This is a genomic window from Sporosarcina obsidiansis, assembly GCF_009651005.1.
GTDB classification, from domain to species: Bacteria; Bacillota; Bacilli; order Bacillales_A; family Planococcaceae; genus Sporosarcina; species Sporosarcina obsidiansis.
On sequence record NZ_WHVW01000003.1, the window covers coordinates 14605 to 31670 of the forward strand.

General features: G+C 41.6%; 14 protein-coding genes and 1 pseudogene. 9 read left to right on the forward strand and 6 right to left on the reverse strand.

What is annotated here, in order from left to right:
• Positions 1 to 34: 34 nt before the first annotated feature.
• Positions 35 to 574, reverse strand: coding sequence for an ECF transporter S component (locus GD002_RS03605; protein WP_153730977.1), 540 nt, complete (start codon positions 572 to 574; stop codon positions 35 to 37).
• 294 nt (positions 575 to 868) lie between these two features.
• Between GD002_RS03605 and GD002_RS03610 the strand changes: the two genes are divergently transcribed.
• The 6 genes from GD002_RS03610 (at position 869) to GD002_RS03635 (ending at position 7357) form a co-directional block, all read left to right on the forward strand.
• The gene (locus tag GD002_RS03610) at positions 869 to 1582 is read left to right on the forward strand and encodes a polysaccharide deacetylase family protein (RefSeq protein WP_153730978.1); all 714 of its coding nucleotides are present in this window, start codon (positions 869 to 871) and stop codon (positions 1580 to 1582) included.
• 200 nt (positions 1583 to 1782) lie between these two features.
• Positions 1783 to 3303, forward strand: a complete 1521-nt coding sequence (locus GD002_RS03615; RefSeq protein ID WP_153730979.1) for a phytoene desaturase family protein — start codon at positions 1783 to 1785, stop codon at positions 3301 to 3303.
• 13 nt (positions 3304 to 3316) lie between these two features.
• Positions 3317 to 4180 carry a phytoene/squalene synthase family protein gene (locus GD002_RS03620; protein WP_153730980.1) on the forward strand — a complete coding sequence of 288 codons (864 nt, stop codon included), beginning with the start codon at positions 3317 to 3319 and terminating at the stop codon, positions 4178 to 4180.
• Between the two features lie 15 nt (positions 4181 to 4195).
• Positions 4196 to 5704: a phytoene desaturase family protein gene (locus GD002_RS03625; protein WP_153730981.1), complete on the forward strand. Its 1509-nt coding sequence runs from the start codon at positions 4196 to 4198 to the stop codon at positions 5702 to 5704.
• Positions 5705 to 5737: 33 nt separating this feature from the next.
• Positions 5738 to 6850, forward strand: coding sequence for a glycosyltransferase (locus GD002_RS03630; RefSeq protein WP_153730982.1), 1113 nt, complete (start codon positions 5738 to 5740; stop codon positions 6848 to 6850).
• A gap of 24 nt (positions 6851 to 6874) precedes the next feature.
• Positions 6875 to 7357, forward strand: coding sequence for a glycosyl-4,4'-diaponeurosporenoate acyltransferase CrtO family protein (locus tag GD002_RS03635; RefSeq protein WP_153730983.1), 483 nt, complete (start codon positions 6875 to 6877; stop codon positions 7355 to 7357).
• 116 nt (positions 7358 to 7473) lie between these two features.
• On the opposite strand, the gene GD002_RS03640 is transcribed toward GD002_RS03635, so the two are convergent.
• Positions 7474 to 8259 (reverse strand): tryptophan-rich sensory protein, encoded by a 786-nt coding sequence (locus GD002_RS03640; RefSeq protein WP_153730984.1) that lies wholly within the window; start codon positions 8257 to 8259, stop codon positions 7474 to 7476.
• 221 nt (positions 8260 to 8480) lie between these two features.
• Here GD002_RS03640 and GD002_RS03645 point away from each other — a divergent pair.
• Positions 8481 to 8864: pseudogene (locus GD002_RS03645) on the forward strand (DUF3427 domain-containing protein); the annotation flags it as partial.
• 46 nt (positions 8865 to 8910) lie between these two features.
• Here the strand turns inward: GD002_RS03645 and GD002_RS03650 are convergent.
• Together GD002_RS03650 and GD002_RS03655 are read right to left on the reverse strand one after the other, a co-directional pair.
• Positions 8911 to 10686, reverse strand: a complete 1776-nt coding sequence (locus GD002_RS03650; protein WP_153730985.1) for a multicopper oxidase family protein — start codon at positions 10684 to 10686, stop codon at positions 8911 to 8913.
• A 314-nt stretch (positions 10687 to 11000) separates the two neighbouring features.
• Positions 11001 to 11168, reverse strand: coding sequence for a hypothetical protein (locus GD002_RS03655; RefSeq protein ID WP_153730986.1), 168 nt, complete (start codon positions 11166 to 11168; stop codon positions 11001 to 11003).
• Between the two features lie 273 nt (positions 11169 to 11441).
• On the opposite strand from GD002_RS03655, the gene GD002_RS03660 reads away from it, so the two are divergent.
• Positions 11442 to 12245: a YitT family protein gene (locus tag GD002_RS03660; RefSeq protein WP_228548299.1), complete on the forward strand. Its 804-nt coding sequence runs from the start codon at positions 11442 to 11444 to the stop codon at positions 12243 to 12245.
• Between the two features lie 67 nt (positions 12246 to 12312).
• Here GD002_RS03660 and GD002_RS03665 read toward each other — a convergent pair whose 3' ends face one another.
• On the reverse strand, positions 12313 to 14046 hold the full coding sequence (locus GD002_RS03665; protein ID WP_228548281.1) for a globin-coupled sensor protein: 1734 nt from the start codon (positions 14044 to 14046) through the stop codon (positions 12313 to 12315).
• 212 nt (positions 14047 to 14258) lie between these two features.
• Between GD002_RS03665 and GD002_RS03670 the strand changes: the two genes are divergently transcribed.
• Positions 14259 to 15710, forward strand: coding sequence for a protein adenylyltransferase SelO (locus GD002_RS03670; RefSeq protein ID WP_228548282.1), 1452 nt, complete (start codon positions 14259 to 14261; stop codon positions 15708 to 15710).
• Positions 15711 to 15754: 44 nt separating this feature from the next.
• Here the strand turns inward: GD002_RS03670 and GD002_RS03675 are convergent, their stop codons facing one another.
• Positions 15755 to 17053: a helix-turn-helix domain-containing protein gene (locus tag GD002_RS03675; RefSeq protein WP_153730989.1), complete on the reverse strand. Its 1299-nt coding sequence runs from the start codon at positions 17051 to 17053 to the stop codon at positions 15755 to 15757.
• Between the last annotated feature and the right edge of the window lie 13 nt (positions 17054 to 17066).

Below are 17066 nucleotides of genomic sequence, written 5' to 3' on the forward strand. Positions count from 1 at the left end.
TGCGCTAGAAACTTGATAGCGCAGGAACACTTTTTTATTTAAACATCGGCACTTTCTTCAGCATCGCACAAACTGGGATTGCAACTGCAATTCCTACCGCACATTGTACAAGATCGCCAGGAATCGAAGCTAGCGGGATGATCCAGCTGTGATAGAGGATACTTTCGCCAATATAATAGCCTGCGACAGTGACCGGAATAGAAATAATCATGGCCAGCAAGTTGAATTTAAAACTATTTCCTTTGCGGCCATTCGACCAAGCGATTTTCCCAATAACAAATCCTTGCAGTCCTCGCGTTAAAATAGTGATAGGTGCCCATAAAGCCCAGCCACCAACTATATCAAACAATCCCATCCCCACAGCCCCGGCTATTGCGCCTTTTTTAGGTCCGAATAGGATAGAAACGATGAATAACATAGCTGTCCCAAGATGTATTAACCCTCCATTAGCAGCAATCGGCAGTTTAATATTCAATAAAAGAGTCGCAACAAATACCAGTGAAGCGAGCATAGAAGTCACTATCAAATCAAACGTTTTCATGCGTGACGCTGTATAACTTTGTGTTTTTTGCATTGTCTAAACCTTCCTAACATTATGGGATTGATTAGTTTAGAATATAGGAAATCTGGTATTTTTAAAAGTATCAATTTCTATTAAAGTTTAGGGGTCAGTGGAGTAGAAGTAATAAAGCTAGCTAAAAATGAAACCATTAGCTTTCGAGTGTTGTCTAACAAACAGGTCGGAAGAGGAACGGCTCGATTGTCTTCTTTTATATCTAATTAATAGGACGTATCTACATTCGAGTAGCATTTGAATTGTGTAGTGATAAAGCGGATTCTATAATAACAGGAAAGGAAGTGAAGTCGAATGAAAAAACGGAATGTAGCATGGTTGGTGGGAGTAGCCGCTGTCCTCCCATTGGCTTATGGAATGGGTGCCACTGCTTTGATTCGGACAGCAGGGTATCGAGTGACGAAGCGTTTGCCTACAGGAAAAGGCATTGCGTTGACGTTTGATGATGGACCTCATCCTGTCTATACGGTGCAGTTGTTGGACTTACTGAAGCGCCATGGCGTCAAAGCAACATTCTTTGTAGTTGGTGAAAATGTGAGAGCGTACCCCGAAGTTGTCAAACGCATGCATAAGGAAGGGCATCAAATTGGCATTCATCATGATCAGCACACTTCCAGTTGGTTACTGACACCTTCTCAGCTAAAACGTGAGTTGATTGAGACACATCGAGCGATTGTAGATGTTACAGGAGAACCCCCGACGTTATACCGCCCTCCTTGGGGATTTATGAATGCGGCTACACTTTTTGTAACGAGATCCTATCAGATTGTGCTATGGTCTCATGTATTTCAGGATTGGAAAGTTAAAGGCTGCGAAAAGGGCATGTTGGATGGTCTTCGTCGAGTGAGGGATGATGGATCGATTGTTTTGCTTCATGATGATGGGTCTAATCCAGGGGCAGATGACTTGGCACCCGCCCATATGTTGGACAAGTTGTCAAAGTATCTTGAGGAAGTTTCCCACAAGAATATAGAATTTGTTCATGTACAAGATAGCCTGATAGATTAAATAACTACTACCTCTGACAAGATAAAAGTCAGAGGTTTTTTAATGAAATGATAGATAGCCTTGTGCTATTACTTGTGTTCATTAATAGAATAGTGTATAAACATTGTATAACCTTTATTGAAAAATACACTGTTATTAGATGAGTTTCGTGTTTTTGTATAATGTTTGTTTCGTAAATAGAGGCGAGAGGTGGTATGTAAATGAAAAAGAAAGTGAGTGTCATAGGAGCAGGGGTGGCGGGATTAGCTAGTGCGATTCGGCTTCAACATGCGGGATACGAGGTCGAGCTTTACGAAAAAGAATCTCTTCCAGGAGGTAAGATGCATCGTATTCAGCAGGATGGCTACCAGTTTGACCTTGGACCAACGATTGTCATGATGCCTGATTTGTACAAGGAGATTTTCTACTTATGTGGAAAGGATCCTGACGATTATATTCCAATGGAGCGTTTAGACCCGATGTACAGCGTGTATTTCGGCGATAAGCCACAGGATCACTATGAAATTTCTTCTGAATTGACGAAACTGATTGAAGTGTTTGAAGGCGTGAGTGAAGAAGATGCGAGTGGGTTGCTGGATTATTTACAGGAAATCTATAAGCGTTTCCTCGTAGCGAAAGAGCATTTCTTACAGAAGCCATTCCGTAAACCATCTGATTTTTATAATCCATCCGTATTGCGTCAAGGTCTCAAGTTAAAAACATTCGACAATGCTGATAAGTTTGTCAGCAAGTACATTAAAAATGAGCGTTTAAAGCAGATGATCAGCTTTCAAACATTGTACATCGGAGTTTCTCCATATAGCGGACCTTCACTTTATACGATGATCCCGATGATCGAATTTCTATATGGTGTGTGGTTCATCAAAGGCGGTATGTATACGATGGCCCAGTCGCTTGAGCGTTTATTTAAAGAGCTTGGCGGCAAAGTCCACTATGGAACAGCTGTCGATGAGATTGTAATAGAGAATAGGCAAGCGAAAGGGATCCGCGTGAATGGTTCGTTCATTGAATCCGATTATGTCATGTGCAATGCGGATTTTCCGTATGCCATGAAGCACCTAGTCAAAGAAGAAAAAGCTAAAGGAAAGTACACCGACAAAAAAATTGACAACATGAAATACTCTTGTTCCTGCTTCCTTATGTATCTCGGAATGGATCGTAAATACGACGAAGTACCGACTGCCCATAATTTCATTTTCAATGAAAAACTGAAAGAAAACTTGGATGATATTTTCACAGGGAAGAAGCTGGATGAAGCATCATTTTATGTCTATATCGGCTCTAAGCTAGACCCTACATTGGCTCCAGAAGGAAAGGATGGTTTGTACATTTTAGTTCCAGTGTCCGACCGTTCATGTTCACAATATGACTGGGATGAAGAAACAATCGCACATTATCGTGGTTATGTCTTGGAGGCATTAAAGAAGGTAAAGGGCTTTGAAAATGTAGAAAATGAAATCGTCTCTGAAACTTTTATGACACCAAAAGATTTTGAGCAACGGTTCAATGCACAGAATGGCGCGTGTTTTGGATTGCAGCCAACTCTTAGCCAAAGTAATCATTTGCGCCCTCAAAGCAAAGCAACGCATTGTGAAAATTTATACTTCACTGGAAGTAGCACACATCCAGGAGCAGGTGTGCCCATTGTTCTTCTCTCCGCACGCATTGCGACAGAAGAACTGATGCATGATGACAAAGGGATTTTGTTTCAAGCTACATGAAAGGAGAATCTATATGCTGATCAGTCAACCATCCACTATTGCCTCCGATTATGCCTATTGTGAAAAAATCATCAAACGTCATTCTAAAAGCTTTTACTATGCATTTTCAAATTTGCCGAAGGAGAAAGCGCGTGCAGTCTACGCAATTTATGCGTTTTGTCGGATTGCGGATGACAGTGTGGATGAAAACAAAACGAGTGGGGCGCAACTAGCTGCATTGGATCAGTTGACAGCTGAACTGAACCGTTTTGGAAAGCATTGTGAAATTGATCATCCCTTATGGCGTGCATTGCGTGATGTATTCGATCGCTTTGATATGGATTTGCAGCCGTTTTACGATCAGTTGGTAGGACAGCGGATGGATATTCATTTTATGACACCAGCTAACCTCAGTGCATTGGAAACCTATAGTAAGTATGTGGCGGGTTCTGTTGGAAGGATGCTATTGCCAATCATCGCGAGTGACAAAAAATGCTCCCTGAATAGCGCAGCCGAAAACTTGGGTATTGCAATGCAAATTACGAATATCCTTCGTGATGTGGGAGAGGATTATCGTGAAAAGGGCCGGATTTATTTGCCGCAAGAGGAAATGGATCGATATCATTATAATGAGCTTTTACTCGCGGAAGGCAGAATTACACAAGGATTTATGAATATGTGGGAGTATCTCGCTACCAGAGCAGAGTTTTTATATGCTGATTTCACTCAGCATATAGAGGACTTTGATAAAGATAGTCGTTTTGCGGTGCTATCTTCTGCGCATGTGTACCAAGGGATTTTAAATAGTGTACGAAAAAGCGGGTATGATTGTTTTAATCGAAAGAATTATGTAACGCCAGTCGAAATGGCCAAGCTGGTTGCCCGGGCTAGCATGTAAGGAGGGATGGCTTCTATGTTGGAAAACCAGAAAAGCGTATTGGTGGTCGGTGGAGGTTTAGGGGGACTGTCGGCCGCTATTTCATTAGCGCAACGTGATTACGCGGTGACGTTATATGAGAAAAATGAGCATTTGGGTGGAAAGTTGAATCGCTTAGAACAGGATGGCTTCGGTTTCGACTTGGGTCCTTCCATTCTGACCATGCCCCATATTTTCGAGAAGCTGTTTGCAGATAGCGGAAAACGAATGGTAGATTATGTGCCGATTCTTCGTTTGGAACGAGAATGGCGTTCATTTTTTCCAGATGGCACCGTTCTAGACTTGTATGGGGATCTTGAGCGGATGGAGAAGGAAAATAAGAAACTATCACGTCGAGATATGAAAGATTACAAAGACTTTCTGCTGTACGCGAAAGGCTTGTATGAAATGACGGAAGCTGGTTATTTCAGAGAAGGACTTGACTCGACAAGCGAAGTGATTAAACATCACGGTATGCTGAAGTCCATAAAAGGCTTTGATTTGTTTTCGACGATGCACGAAGCAATCGATAAGAGAATACGCAATCCTCATTTGCGGGATATGCTTTCCTATTTTATTAAATATGTTGGATCTTCCCCTTATGATGCTCCAGCCATTTTAAACATGATGATTTATATGCAATATGCACAGGGTTGTTGGTATGTGCCTGGTGGGATGCATCGTCTAGCAGAAGGCCTTGTGAAACTAGCAGAGGAAGTCGGAGTTCAACTGCATACAGGTACCGGTGTCCGAAAAATGAAGACGGTGGGAGACCTGATTATTGGAGCAGAGCTGGAAGACGGTCGTGTAGCAGAAGCGGATTATTATATTTCCAATATGGAAGTCATCCCGTTTTATCAAAAGATGGTGGATATGGAACCCGAATGGACCGATAAGCTAGAGCGCAAATTTGAACCATCGAGCTCAGGTTTGGTGCTTCATTTGGGAGTGAAGAAAAAATATCCGCAACTCAACCATCATAACTTCTTTTTTTCCAAGAATCTGAAAAAGCAGATGAATAAAGTGTTCGTGAAGAAACAATTGCCGGATGATCCAACGATTTATCTCGTCAATACAAATAAAACAGATCCCTCTCAAGCGTTACCAGGTCATGAAAACTTGAAGATCCTTCCCCACATCCCGTATATCCAAGATCATCCGTTTACGCCTGCTGATTATTTGAAGTTGGAAGAAACAGTTCTCGATAAGCTCGAACGTATGGGTCTAGATGGGTTACGTGAGAATATCGTCACTCGTGATGTGTGGACGCCTCATGATATTGAGCGTACATATGGTTCGCATCGCGGCTCAATTTATGGAACGGTATCAGATAAAAAGAAGAATAAAGGATTCAAGAATAAAAAGCATAGTGAGCGTTTTGACAATCTGTATTTTGTTGGAGGTACAGTCAATCCTGGTGGAGGTATGCCGATGGTGACACTGAGTGGCCAGCAAGTGTGCGATAAAATTATGACACGAGACATGGCAGAACGATCAAACTTGTAAATAGATTGTATCGCTGGTGGAAAGGAGCTTGCTATGGATAGTGTGCTGATCATGGGAATGGCGGTAGCCTGCTTCGGACTGCTGTGTGGTGTGCTCGTGTTTTGGAAAGTGCCTGTAATACAAGCGTCAGGTAGACCATCTTCCTCCGTATCGATCATCGTCCCTGCCAGAAATGAAGAACGTCGGATACGGCCTCTATTGGAGTCGATCCTTCATCAACGTGACGTGTCATATGAATTGATTGTAGTAGATGATGGTTCTACAGATGGCACAATAGAGTTGGTTCAAACTTTTGGAGCAACCGTGTTATCAAATGAACAACTGGAAGAAGGTTGGGTTGGCAAGTCCGCAGCTTGCTGGGCAGGTGCTCTAGCGGCAGAAAATGAGTTACTACTCTTCATGGATGCGGATACCGTTTTCACGGATTTGGATAGCCTAGCAAATTATGTTGCAGCTTTTGAATCTATGGATAGTTGTGGAATTTTATCGTTGCAACCCGATCACTATGCGGAAAAATGGTATGAACAGATCGCCTTGCTATTTCCACTTATCGTCATGGCAGGCATGAATGTATTTACCGTATTCGGCCACCGTTTGAAAAGTGGAGGCTCATTCGGACCTTGTTTGTTATGCAGTAAAGAACAGTATGAAGAGGTGGGCGGACATGCTGCAGTCCGTGGTGCGGTCATGGATGATTTGGCCCTTGGTAAGGCTTTTCAGGAGCAAGATTTGCCAGTCCATTGTTTTAGTGGTCGAGGAATTGCTTGGTTGCGAATGTATCCGGAAGGGTTGTCCCATATGATTCAAGGCTATTCGAAAAGCATGGCGACTGGCTCAGCAGCTACGCATCCGATGGTGATGGGACTCATATATCTTTGGATGTCGGGTGGTCTTGTCGTACCAGGTCTGCTTGTCGTTTCTGCATGGGAAGATTCATTCTTATGGCTTTGGGTATTTGTCATTCTTTATGCAATATACATGGCAGAATTAATAATTGCTTCACGGCGTGTCGGTCGTTTTAAATGGTGGATCTTTCCGATATATCCGTTGTTGTTATTTGTCTTCATCTCCATTTTCCTGTACTCCCTTTACTTATCAAAACGAAGAGGCAGTGTGCAGTGGAAAGGGCGCGATATCAATGTGTAGCGAGCTGATGAAGGGGCTGATGGGATGCCGCTGATTGAGTTGCCGTTGATATGGGTAGTAATTCTAGATGTTGTGGCTTGGATGGTTCTTCATATCACCATATCGGTGGTGGCACAACAAGTTCCTATCAATTGGTTTGTGCGGAATGAGCGTTGGTTCAAAAGTTTTTCCTGGGAACAAGAGGGACGCATATGGCAGCGACTATTCCGTGTGAAGAAATGGAAGGGGTACATTCCAGATGGTACGTTGTTCATTCGGAGTGGCTACAATAAGAAGCAGTTGCATGGAATGAATTCTGCATCGCTTACTGATTTTTTGCTGGAGTCTAGACGAGCGGAGTTTGTGCATTGGTTGATGATCCTACCGAGTATTCTGTTCTTTTTTTGGAATCCGGTATGGGCAGCATGGCTCAATGTAGCCTATGCTGTATTATTCAATGTGCCGTTGATCGTAGTACAACGATTTAATCGCCCACGTTTGGAAAGATTGTTAAAGTCGTCACCGTAAGTTTTTTGCATCCTAAATGGGGTATTTGTATGATAATGTGTTTAAACTTGTTACAAACTTTTGATGCAAAGGAAGAAGGTTAGTCGCCTCTTCCTTTGCGTTTTTTTGATTTTGCCTCATGATCGGCGTTTTCTAATGGCGATTAGAATAATGGTTAGTATGAAGAGAAGTAGGCAGATGAGTACCGTTGTAATGATTGTAGGGTATTCCCCGTTAAATCCACTTTCTGATACATGCTTCGAATAGATTCCATAGTACGCCCAAACAAAGACCAGTCCGTAAGCGATATTTTGTTGTTGTAGCATGGTGAGGATACCAATTGCAGCTCCGACGAATAGAATGATGATGGTCCATGTCACTTCTGATAAACCAAATCCATCCCAATTTATTGAGACAAGAAGTGCAGTGATATTCGCGATGGTGGCAATTGTAATCCAGCCGAAGTATACACTGAATGGAAGTTTAATGAACAGCCATTCTCTACGTGATAGAGAAGCCGTAGAGGTCATGTTGTTGATTTTAATTAAACATAACAGAAGCAGTATCATAATCAGAACGGATATGAATAATTTTTCATAATGCCATGCAAGGATCCATAGTGCGTTAAGGATGGAAGAGATGCAAAAATAAATGCCAACCTGATTTAGTAGGATTGAATTTCTCTTCTTTTGGAATAGACCTAACTGATACAGAACATGGAGAGCCAGCAATACATAAATGACGCCCCAAATGGCAAACGTAAATCCTGCAGGTGCAAATAAATTACCGTACTTATCCGATACTTCGCTTGTGGTTTGTCCGTTAATGGGTAATGTGTTTGCTAAGATATTGACTGTAATCATGATGGTGTACGTGATCACGATCCACAAACTCAAGTACATAGGTCTTCCTGTTTGATTCATATGCTCACCTCTTTTTCTAATTCTATTGTTGGTGTTAGATAACTATTCCTGTTTTAGCGATAGTTAAAACGTGGAGGTCCTCTCTGTTGCTTCCAATTGGTGGTATATGGATCTCAAATGGAACGTTGGCAGAGGTGAATAAAATGAAGAAATATGTACGGGTAGTAGGAGCAGTGATTGAAAACGAAAATGGGAAAATTCTAGCTGCTCTTCGCAGTCCTCGTGAAGGAGTTAAATACTTTGAGGATCTGAAAACTGATATCTTTTTCATTACACTAAATAAGTCAGATAAGGATTTTTCACCGTCTACTCAATATGAGGATTATGCAATCAATGATAGACTTTTCCATTGGCAATCACAAAGTCGTACGTCTGACACCAGTCCAACTGGTAAACGATATATCAATCATCGACAAACAGGGAATCATATTGCGCTATTCGTTAGGGAATACAAAAAAGACTCTGGATATACTGCACCGTTCACGTTTCTCGGAATAACTGACTATGTAAGTCATACAGGAAGCCAACCGATCAGCTTCGTTTGGCGGTTACATGAGAAAATGCCCGCTAAAATGGTCCAGGCGGCAAATAAGAATGTACTATAGTAAAAACCCGAGGGATGAATCGAAATCGCACTCTCGGGTTTTCACGTCACTCACACTCGCATCGATAAGTTTCCGAACAAGGCGGACATTTTGAACATTTTTTTTTATGGCAATCTTCCTCTTTGGAAGGAGTGCTAGGTTGTTTTTCCTTACAGTTGCAATCTTCTTTACAACCACATGGAATCGTTCGAGTCTGTTTACATTTACACTCACATGTGCAGCGCTTCTTACAAGAACATGTATATTGACATCTACGCTCGACAACCTCAAATGGCCGCATCATATCATAATCCTCATGCTCTAATATATGACAATGGAATACGTAACGCCCTGTGAACGGAGCGAACCGCATGATGACACGGGTGACGAATCCAGGTGGTGATTGAACCGTGTCTTTCCATCCGCGTTCGTTTTCTGCAGGTGGCTGGGGCGGACCTGTAAAATGAAGCAATCCATTCGACGTGAGGCCTTGCGCATCAAACGGAATTCGGTCGAGGATTTGGAATTGAATGAGGTGAATATGCAATGGGTGTGTGGTGCCCGCGGCATTAATAAACCGCCAGATTTCCATATCGTTCAGTTTTGGTTTCACGTCTATCCGTTCCATGAATCCCTTGTTGTTCAATAAAAATTTAAAACGTCCAAACTCATCAATGGTTGCGTCAAATGTAATATCCCGTGTCCGGTCTGCATCGCATTCTTTTAACTTAGGAATGTGGCTCAAGAATGTCGGTACTTTGCTAGTGTCAGATCCGTTTATTTCGATTACTCTGAACTGCATTACAAGTCCATCTGTCTCAGGATTTGGCGGAACTCCAATAGGCGGTGGAAAATCAAACGGTGAATTCGCTGTGTTTTTAATAACAATTTCAGTTCCAGGCTCATGTTTGGAGAAATCGATGATCACATCCATTCGTTCTGCTGGAGCGATTAGTAATTCAGTCATGTAGACAGGTTTCTCCAATAACCCTCCATCGCTTCCGATTTGGATGAACTTTTGACCGTTGGAGAGTTTTAATCGATAGAAACGTTCATTGGAAGCATTTACAATACGGAATCGATATTTTCGCTGTTCTACTTCTAAAAATGGCCAAACCTTACCGTTCACTGTAATGTTTTCGAAGGTTTCTCCTGGTGTAACAGAGGGATGAGGGAATTCTAGGCCCGGCTCAAGAGGACCTGGTCTGACATTCGTTGTGTCAGGATAAAATAGCGAACCATCTTCATTGAAACCTCGATCTGCAACGACTAAAGGAATTTCAAAGGCACCGGAAGGCAGATTAAGCTTGCGTTCCTCTTCATCCCGAATGATATACATCCCAACGAGTCCCGCGTAGACGTTTAAACGCGTGATGCCAACAGCGTGATCGTGATACCACAGGGTGGAGGCGCGCTGATTGTTATTGTATTTATAGACGGGTGAATCAAAGACAGGTCCTACGAATTTAAAATCATTCGTAAACCAAGCTTCCGGGTAGCCGTCGCTTTCGGGTTCAACTTCAGCTCCGTGCAAATGCACTACGGTCCGAACATCGGGCATATGTTCTCCTGAGCCATGGAGTGTTCGGTCAATCGGCAACAGATGCTTCTCAGGCAGCTGATTCATCCACTTGACATGTGCGCACTCTCCACGATTGACATTGATGACAGGTCCAGGAAACTGACCGTTATAGCCCCAAATCTTAGTGGGTGCTAACTCACTATGAAACTCATGAAAAAACTCTTTCATCGAAACTTCATAATAGGTAAAACACTTATGCCGCTCCTTTGGCGATAAATACTGGGGAATTGGGAGCGCATCGATAAACGGCGTCAAATCCAAGCTGTCACATCCTTCTTATAATATGGGCTTATGTAGTAGTAGATGCCTAAAGGTAAATTTGTGTGCAAAGATATTATGGAGAAGTATAGTAATGCTAGTACTTTTCTTATTTGATGCTGTAGAAATTATTAGGAAAGACAGTGAAATATAAAAAATGATCGTCTGAAGTACATTCGCAGACGATCATCTAAATAGTGACATTAAGTTTCAAATTTCAGTAGATGTAAATGGTTACTGGATTTTTTTAGCTAATGGTTTCTTGACTCTAAATCGAAAATGCGAGATTTGATTAAAGTAAATTCCTTAGTAGCCATTTAATCTTTTTCTATTTGTAACATCGTTTGATACTCAACCTGTCCACCAATATCCTCTAGGAGATGACCTACCCGATCAAACAGCTGATCAACTTGTTCAAAACGTTTATCAACCTGCTCAACACTTTCTGTCAAGCCTTCTAACAGTTGAAGCACGCGCACTTCCATAAGTTCATTCTTCCTATTATAAATTGTTGTGTTCTTTATACACGTGGGAATACAAGTGTGTATCAAAAAAGAAACATTCGTTCTTCTTTTCGTTTCGAAAGAAATTACGTCTTTAGGTAGTGTTAAGAATAGTATAAGTTAACATACGAAGATGCCAACTCGATCAAAATAATGTAAACTGACAAAGGCGGCTCAAGCCACTAGGAAAGGATGGGATGAAACTTGAAGACCTATACAGCGAAAAGAAAGCTGATTACAGAATACATCTGGATTATGATTGGCTCCGTTTTTGTTGGCTTGGCTTATAATATATTTTTCCTGCCTGCTAGACTTGCAGCAGGCGGTGTGTCGGGTATCAGTACGATTTTATATGAGTTATATCAATTCGAACCAGCTTTTGTGCAGTGGCTGATTAATATCCCTATATTTTTCCTTGGCCTTGCGTTACTTGGAAAAGATTTCAGTTTGAAAACATTGGTCGGTACATTTTTTGTGCCGTTAACGATTTATTTAAGTAAGGATATCCCATTCGCGATAGATAACCCTTTATTGGCGGCGATCTATGGAGGAATTCTATTAGGAGTAGGGCTGGGAATTGTTTACCGAGGCAATGGGTCGACAGGTGGCCTTGCAACTGTTGCGCAGATTGTGAAAAAGTATACCGGCTTGTCCAGTGGTTATGCTCAATTAATCGTAGATGGAATCGTCGTAATTGGTTCCGCAATGGTGTTTAATTTAGAGTTAGCCTTATTTGCTATGATGGCGATTTTTGTGACTAGTAAAGTGATAGACTTTGTACAGCTGCAAACGTCACCTTCCAAGCTTGTGCTGATCATTACGGAGCAAGAGGAACGAGTTCAGACAATTATTAAAGAAGAAATCGATAGGGGATTGACGAAAGTAAGATCCATCGGTGGCTTTTCCAATCAAGAGAAGACGATGATTTTATGCGTGGTAGAGCAACAGGAAGCCATTTATTTGAAAAAAATCTTGCAGGAAGAAGAGCCACATTCTTTTGTAGTATTTATAAATGCATCGGAAATTCTAGGAAGAGGATTTTCACTTGCTAAAAGCTAATGAATAAGGGCTATCTGGAGCATCGTGGTGCATGACATTCCAGATAGCCCTGTTTTCTAAGTAAAATTTAGACTGGTTGTAAGTTCATATTTTCTTTCCCAATCACATCAATTAAATCATCAAGAAGGTGAAGCACTTCCGAAGAGGCTGTCTCCAACTGTTGTAAGTCTTTTTCCGCAGCTACTATATTTCCTTGCTCGAAATGTATCGCTGCTTCACGTGCATATTTGTGGACATCCGCGTGGTATTTGTCCATATTTTGATAAGAAGATAAATGACCTAGTCTCTTCTTTGTGATGTCCATGTTATACCATTTGCCAAGTCGACAGTCCTGATGTGACGAAACGTCTGAAGGTTTTACGGTTTCTAAACCGAGAAGCATATTGTAAATACGCCACTTCCAAAGAATATGGTCAGCTTTTGACAATTGCAGCATTGTACTGGACGATAGATGTACATTGTTTTCTTCGATGATCCGTAAACGGAATTTATTGATTTCCTGACTCAGACTGTAAATCGAAGCCGATGTACGTTCACCGAAATGACGGATGTCTTCCTGTGTCTGAGAAATCGCCATCATTCGGTTGGATACTTCATCAATTGAGGCAGCTTGTTGCTCTGAAATAGCTGCGGTATTGCTAACGTCCATATTGATTTCCTCAATTGCCGTTACGATAGCTGACAGTAATGGTAAGGAGTTTTTTGCTTCGACTGTCGCATGAGTAATGATTTTTGTAGTGTCCTCAATGGAGCGGGATACGCTATTCGCATAAGATTTTAGATGCCCGACATTTTCTGTTACCTCCGCCAGTGCGGATACAGTATTTTCGGCAAGCTTCCGAACTTCCTGTGCAACAACTGCAAATCCTTTGCCGTGTTCGCCAGCACGGGCCGCTTCGATGGATGCATTCAAAGCCAATAAATTTGTCTGACCCGCAATATTGTTGATCAATTGCACGACATTTTCAATTTCACCTACACGGTGTTGTAAGGAAGAAAAGGTTTCGACAATAGAACGGAACTGCTCTTCTGTTTGGAAGATATCTTCTAAAGTAGTCTCTATCGTCTTTTTGCTACTTATGGCATAGTCTACCGAATCTGCAGTTTTTTCCGATATACGTGAGGACGTGTTGGCTACCTCAGAAATGGAAGCTGTAATTTGTTCGGTGGCAGCAGTGGATGATTGGATCTCATCTGATTGGTGATCTAAATTGAAAATCAAGTCTTTCATGAACATAATTTTAGCATTGGCATCAACAAGCTGGGAAATTTCTGTTACGACATGCTCCACGGTCTGCTCTGTCATTAGTTCAATATATAGCTGTTGATCAATATTGACAGCAGACTGTAGTGATTTCAGCAATTCAAATGCTTTTCCTGGACGGTAGCCAAAATGGTACAATAAATGCGTTTGAATATAAAAGGAAAATTGATTGAACAGCACAATTGTTTTTCCAGGTTCAAACTGATGTTTCCGCAGAATAAAGAAAAATTGCAAAGTTTTTTCCATATACTCTTTATCACGGGTATGAGTGAAGAAGTTCTTCAAATAACTATCAATCAATGATTTGGGAACCGGGTTTTGACGATCAGGAGAAAGTTCCTTTAAGTATTGTTCGAAAATTTCGGAGATGGTAGGTGTAATATTCTTTAGCTTTTTATATAGCTCCTCCAGGTTTTCAATATCTGTTTTTTGAAAATGATTATAATGCAATGTCTCTTTAAAACGAGCAGGCGCTTCTAAATCGGTGCCTCGCTGAAGTAACTGCTCCACGTTCATTTTGGGACGAAATGAAGACATTAATTCGGCCTCCTAAATAGTTGTTTATTATTAGTATAGATATATTTGGGTATAAATCAATAAGACAAGTAAATAATTTGGTTTGAGCTTAAGTAATTAGTTCTAAGTGTAGAAAAGAAATCACATTTCTATTTACTACTATATCTCCCCCCTGAATTGGGTATCTGGTTTATATTACGTACGATATGTCAGGTGAAATGAAAGGAGAACTTATGAAGATAAATCATGTGGGCTGGAATGTAGAAATGAGCTACTGTAATCTGCCTGCGACATTTTATGCGATTACGGAGCCGAATCTCGTTAGTTCGCCACAGCAAGTCATTCTGAACGATCAGCTTGCGACTTCTCTCGGCCTAAATACGGAACAACTGAAGAAAAATGAATCTGCAGCTATTTTTGCAGGTAATGAAAAGCTTGCAGGAATAGAACCAATTGCCCAAGCCTATGCAGGACACCAATTTGGTAATTTCACGATGCTCGGTGACGGACGCGCGATGCTTCTCGGTGAACACATTACGCTCCAAGGGGACCGTGTGGACATTCAATTAAAGGGATCGGGGCGGACACCATTCTCTCGCGGAGGAGATGGACGGGCTGCACTTGGACCTATGTTGCGAGAATATGTGATCAGCGAAGCGATGCATGGTCTTGGGATTCCGACAACACGTAGTTTAGCTGTGGCGGTTACTGGTGAGCCAGTTTATCGAGAATCGGTTTTGACAGGTGCGGTGCTTACACGGGTAGCTTCTAGTCATCTGCGGGTGGGGACGTTTCAATACGCAGCGGCACGTCAAGTAACAGAAGATTTGCGCGAGTTAGCTAATTATGCGATTGAGCGTCACTATCCACAAGCTAAAAAGGAAGACCATCCTTATTTATCGTTACTTGAACACGTGATTACACAACAAGCTTCTTTAATTGCCAAGTGGCAACTTGTAGGTTTCATTCATGGTGTCATGAATACAGATAATATGACAATCAGTGGGGAAACGATCGACTATGGACCGTGTGCTTTTATGGACAACTATGATCCTGTAACTGTATTTAGCTCGATTGACGTGCAAGGAAGGTATTCTTATCGTAATCAACCGGGGATCGCAGAATGGAATCTAACGCGATTTGCGGAAACTCTTTTACCGTTGCTACATGAAGATCAAGAAGAGGCAGTGAAGCTGGCAGAGAATAAGCTTTCTAAATTTGCACAGTTGTACATGACGAATTGGATGAGTGGGATGAGAGCGAAACTGGGTCTATTTAATGAGGAAAAGCAAGATGAGGTGCTTGTGAAGGATTTGTTAGATGTAATGAAAGAACATCGAGCCGATTACACAAATACTTTCCGATCATTGACAGTAGGGGAAACTGAGCAGATGTTCCACACTGCAGAGTTCACTGAATGGAAGGAACGTTGGACGGCTAGATTGCAGCGTCAATCGAACGATCAAGGGAAAGTTCAACAGCTAATGAAACAGCATAACCCGTCTGTTATTCCGAGAAATCATCGCGTGGAAGAGGCTTTGACAGCGGCAGAAGAAGGCGACATGAACGTCTTGATGAAACTATTGCATGTCCTAGAGAAACCGTATGCTTATACAACTGAACAAGAGGAATATGTAACACCGCCTTCAGATGGGACTTCTTATCAAACGTATTGCGGCACATAAGAACAGCCTATTCGACAGAGACACTTGTCGAATAGGCTGTTTAATTAATGAAACGTTACATCGAGTTTATATAGCTTACTTGGTCGTCCCTTCGAAACAGCCTTTTCCTCACCTGCATGTTTTACAATCCCTGCGGTTGTTAACGCTAAAAGAGTACGTTGCGCACTGCGATCACTCATTTTTAATTCGAATGCAAGTTCTTTTGCTGTAAAGGTAGACCATTTCTTTCGTCTAATCACTTCGCGAATTTTATCAAATAGTTGAATGTTAATATTTTCAGCTTTTAAGCGATTGAGCAAATGAATGTCATGATATACCGAGGACTCGTCATACTGCTCCTTCGGCAAATCAAGAATCTCTCCTTCATGGTCTATTAGAATGATCGTATCTGGTTCTCGTTGTGTGAGCTGAAGAGCTTTCCTGGCATGCATCTCAGCTTTTAATGCAGAATCGCCAAAGCCTATTCCACTAGTTATTTTTCTATCCCACGCACGTTCTAGCCGCCCAATTGTCTCTCGTAGTATGGAAAACGTATCGATAATCTCTCCGCGTGAACTGAATATCATATACTGACCTTCACGAAAGCTGATGAAGGACCCGTTCATTTCTCGACTCAATAGTAATAACTCTTCATTCAACTTCAGTGTAGTGAATTGTATATCATAAGAGAGTTTGGAGGGATCTTCATACAGCAAGTTATCAATATGAACCATACATACACCAATTTGAGATCGTTTTAAAAATGAGATTTCTGCATGGTTGTCAATAATTTCGAGAGCGTGTCGTGTCGCTAGTTTCGTCGTACTAATCCAGTCGGCAGGGATTCCTTTTTTATGTAACTCATCCATAACGGCAGGATAGCATGTCAAAACCGCATCTACCTTGCCAGCTTCCCATAAACGGAGGTGATGTTCGTACAACGTCCAATAATCTATAGCTGCATCAAATGGTTTTACAAAGACATCTTTTACTGGAATATTCAGCTGGCTCAGTGATGCATCGATTATGTTCGAGGTATTGACGATATCGATACTTAAGCGTTCGATTGGTTTCCTCACTTGGTTTGTTACATTGAGCAATCCTTTATAAAATCCCGTTTCTAGTAGGACAATCGAAAAGAACTTAGCAGCATCTAACCCCGTCCGTGTAGCTAGATCATATGGAATGGGACCAGAGAATAAAAAGTAGTCAAATTTTTCATAGTGTGTATGAACAATGTCAATGGTTTCAACGGCATTTTCATATACAAAAGGAGTAAAAGATAGTCGTGAAGGAAAATCTTTTATTACACTTTGTATCCGGTCGATAGAAATAGCTGGGCCGATAATTGCTACTTTAAACATGTTAACCCCCCTC

What these genes read in the sequence shown, in the direction of transcription:
- GD002_RS03605 (WP_153730977.1), bottom strand. Translation starts at nt 574, where the DNA reads ATGCAAAAAACACAAAGTTATACAGCGTCACGCATGAAAACGTTTGAT.
- GD002_RS03610 (WP_153730978.1), top strand. Translation starts at nt 869, where the DNA reads ATGAAAAAACGGAATGTAGCATGGTTGGTGGGAGTAGCCGCTGTCCTC.
- GD002_RS03615 (WP_153730979.1), top strand. Translation starts at nt 1,783, where the DNA reads ATGAAAAAGAAAGTGAGTGTCATAGGAGCAGGGGTGGCGGGATTAGCT.
- GD002_RS03620 (WP_153730980.1), top strand. Translation starts at nt 3,317, where the DNA reads ATGCTGATCAGTCAACCATCCACTATTGCCTCCGATTATGCCTATTGT.
- GD002_RS03625 (WP_153730981.1), top strand. Translation starts at nt 4,196, where the DNA reads ATGTTGGAAAACCAGAAAAGCGTATTGGTGGTCGGTGGAGGTTTAGGG.
- GD002_RS03630 (WP_153730982.1), top strand. Translation starts at nt 5,738, where the DNA reads ATGGATAGTGTGCTGATCATGGGAATGGCGGTAGCCTGCTTCGGACTG.
- GD002_RS03635 (WP_153730983.1), top strand. Translation starts at nt 6,875, where the DNA reads ATGCCGCTGATTGAGTTGCCGTTGATATGGGTAGTAATTCTAGATGTT.
- GD002_RS03640 (WP_153730984.1), bottom strand. Translation starts at nt 8,259, where the DNA reads ATGAATCAAACAGGAAGACCTATGTACTTGAGTTTGTGGATCGTGATC.
- GD002_RS03655 (WP_153730986.1), bottom strand. Translation starts at nt 11,168, where the DNA reads ATGGAAGTGCGCGTGCTTCAACTGTTAGAAGGCTTGACAGAAAGTGTT.
- GD002_RS03660 (WP_228548299.1), top strand. Translation starts at nt 11,442, where the DNA reads ATGATTGGCTCCGTTTTTGTTGGCTTGGCTTATAATATATTTTTCCTG.
- GD002_RS03665 (WP_228548281.1), bottom strand. Translation starts at nt 14,046, where the DNA reads ATGTCTTCATTTCGTCCCAAAATGAACGTGGAGCAGTTACTTCAGCGA.
- GD002_RS03670 (WP_228548282.1), top strand. Translation starts at nt 14,259, where the DNA reads ATGAAGATAAATCATGTGGGCTGGAATGTAGAAATGAGCTACTGTAAT.
- GD002_RS03675 (WP_153730989.1), bottom strand. Translation starts at nt 17,053, where the DNA reads ATGTTTAAAGTAGCAATTATCGGCCCAGCTATTTCTATCGACCGGATA.